This is a genomic window from uncultured Aggregatibacter sp., assembly GCF_938046485.1.
GTDB lineage: Bacteria > Pseudomonadota > Gammaproteobacteria > Enterobacterales > Pasteurellaceae > Aggregatibacter.
In genome coordinates, this window is sequence record NZ_CALIWN010000033.1 from 1 (window position 1) to 2419 (window position 2419).

The window sequence follows — 2419 nt, forward strand, 5'->3', positions numbered from 1 at the left end:
TGCTACAATGAAGCCCCGAGTAACGTTGTTGACGAAGTCATTAAAAGCAAATCCTGATTTTTATTTTTGGAGTTAAATCATGTCTAAAGAGAAATTTACCCGAACCAAACCGCACGTAAACGTAGGCACGATAGGCCACGTTGACCACGGTAAGACCACCCTGACCGCAGCGCTGACCAAAGTGGGCGCAGAGCGTTTTGGTGGTACCTTCAAGGCTTACGACCAAATTGACGGTGCTCCGGAAGAGCGTGCCCGTGGTATCACCATCTCAACCGCACACGTTGAATACGAATCCCCGAATCGCCACTATGCGCACGTAGACTGCCCGGGACACGCCGACTACGTCAAAAACATGATCACCGGTGCGGCGCAAATGGACGGCGCAATTCTCGTCTGCTCCGCAGCCGATGGTCCGATGCCGCAAACCCGTGAACACATCCTGCTGTCCCGTCAAGTAGGCGTGCCGTATATCGTCGTTTACCTGAACAAGGCAGACATGGTTGACGATGCCGAACTGCTTGAATTGGTAGAAATGGAAGTGCGTGACCTGTTGAGCGAATACGACTTCCCGGGTGACGATACCCCGATCATTATCGGCTCTGCCCTGAAGGCTCTTGAAGGCGATCAGTCAGACATTGGCGTGCCGTCTATCGTCAAACTCGTTGATGCACTGGACAGCTACATTCCCGAGCCGCAACGCGACATTGACAAACCCTTCCTGATGCCAATTGAAGACGTCTTCTCCATCTCTGGACGTGGTACCGTCGTAACCGGACGTATCGAACGTGGTGTCATCAAAGTTGGTGAAGAAATCGAAATCGTCGGTATCCGTCCGACGGCAAAAACCACCTGCACCGGTGTAGAAATGTTCCGCAAACTGCTGGATCAGGGTGAAGCTGGCGACAACGTAGGTGTGCTGCTACGCGGTACCAAACGTGAAGAAGTTGAGCGTGGCCAAGTCTTGGCCAAGCCGGGCACCATCACCCCGCACACCAAATTTGAGGCAGAAGTGTACATCCTGTCCAAAGACGAAGGTGGCCGTCACACCCCATTTTTCAAAGGCTATCGTCCGCAATTCTACTTCCGTACCACCGACGTAACTGGCGAATGCATTCTGCCGGAAGGCGTAGAAATGGTCATGCCGGGCGACAACGTGAAGATGAACGTTCACCTGATTTCGCCGATTGCTATGGACGAAGGGCTGCGCTTTGCGATTCGCGAAGGTGGTCGTACAGTAGGTGCTGGCGTCGTCGCTAAAATTATCGAGTAAACGCCATGGCAAATGCACAAAAAATCCGGATTCGTCTGAAGTCATATGATCATCGTCTGATCGATGCTTCCGCGAAGCAGATTGTTGAGACCGCTAAGCGTGCCGGTGCCCAAGTTAAGGGACCGGTACCGCTTCCTGTGAAAAAAGAGATTTATACCGTATTGATTTCTCCGCATGTCAACAAGGATGCGCGTGATCAATATGAAATGCGCACGCATAAACGTATCATGGATATTGTTGATCCTACGGACAAAACCGTTGATGCGTTGATGAAGTTAGATCTCGCGGCAGGTGTTGACGTAAAGATTGAGTTGCAGTAAAATCGCGCACCTTTCTTGAAAGTCCTGAAAGGCGAAGAGGGTTACCCGCCCTCCTCTCGCCTTTTTCATTTACATGAGGAAAAATATGACAATGGGTTTAGTGGGTCAAAAAATAGGTATGACCCGTATATTTAATGAGGATGGTAGTGCTTGCGCCGTAACGGTTATTGAAGTTAAGCCTAACATCATCTCACAGATCAAAACGCTCGCTACTGACGGTTATAATGCTGTTCAGGTCTCTGTGGGCGAGCGAAAAACAAATCGCACCAGCAAGGGGCTTGCGGGGCATTTTGCCAAAGCTAACGTGGCTGCCGGTGTTGTTATTAAGGAATTCCGCATTGCCGCAGAAGATGTTGCTCAATTTAGTTTGGGTAGCGCGGTTGATGTTTCTCTGTTTTCAGAGGGGCAGCGTGTTGATGTCCGTGGACGCAGCGTTGGTAAAGGGTTTGCCGGCACCATCAAGCGCCACCATTTTAGCGGGCAGCGTAAAACACACGGTAACTCGCTTTCGCATCGTGTGCCGGGTTCTATCGGTCAGAACCAAACCCCAGGTCGTGTTTTCAAGGGAAAGAAAATGTCTGGCCATTTGGGAAACAAAATGCGTAGCACCCAAAACTTGGAAATTGCACGCGTGGATGGCGAGCGTAATCTGCTTCTGATTAAAGGGGCGGTTCCAGGTGCGAAGGGCGGTTTTGTTGTGATTCGTCCGTCAGTAAAAGCATAAAGGAGGCATTCGTGGAAATTAAGTTTAAAAATGCTTCCGGTTCCATCGCGGTTGCAGATGACATATTTAATGTGGCTTTTAATGAACCTTTAGTTCACCAAGTGG

3 protein-coding genes are annotated in these 2419 nt (G+C 50.2%); all 3 read left to right on the forward strand.

The window, feature by feature from the left end; genetic code table 11:
- The first annotated feature begins 79 nt into the window (after positions 1-79).
- The 3 genes from tuf to rplC all read left to right on the forward strand — a co-directional run bounded on the left by tuf (position 80) and on the right by rplC (position 2314).
- The gene (gene tuf / locus Q0203_RS04660) at positions 80-1270 is read left to right on the forward strand and encodes an elongation factor Tu (protein WP_297929902.1); all 1191 of its coding nucleotides are present in this window, start codon (positions 80-82) and stop codon (positions 1268-1270) included.
- Positions 1271-1275: 5 nt separating this feature from the next.
- Positions 1276-1590, forward strand: a complete 315-nt coding sequence (rpsJ, locus tag Q0203_RS04665; RefSeq protein WP_004138926.1) for a 30S ribosomal protein S10 — start codon at positions 1276-1278, stop codon at positions 1588-1590.
- Positions 1591-1675: 85 nt separating this feature from the next.
- Entirely contained in the window at positions 1676-2314 is a 639-nt protein-coding gene (gene rplC, locus Q0203_RS04670; RefSeq protein ID WP_040354338.1) for a 50S ribosomal protein L3, read from the forward strand.
- The last annotated feature ends 105 nt before the right edge of the window (positions 2315-2419 follow it).

Coding starts and splice junctions, on each gene's coding strand:
- rpsJ (WP_004138926.1), top strand. CDS start 1,276: ATGGCAAATGCACAAAAAATCCGGATTCGTCTGAAGTCATATGATCAT.
- tuf (WP_297929902.1), top strand. CDS start 80: ATGTCTAAAGAGAAATTTACCCGAACCAAACCGCACGTAAACGTAGGC.
- rplC (WP_040354338.1), top strand. CDS start 1,676: ATGACAATGGGTTTAGTGGGTCAAAAAATAGGTATGACCCGTATATTT.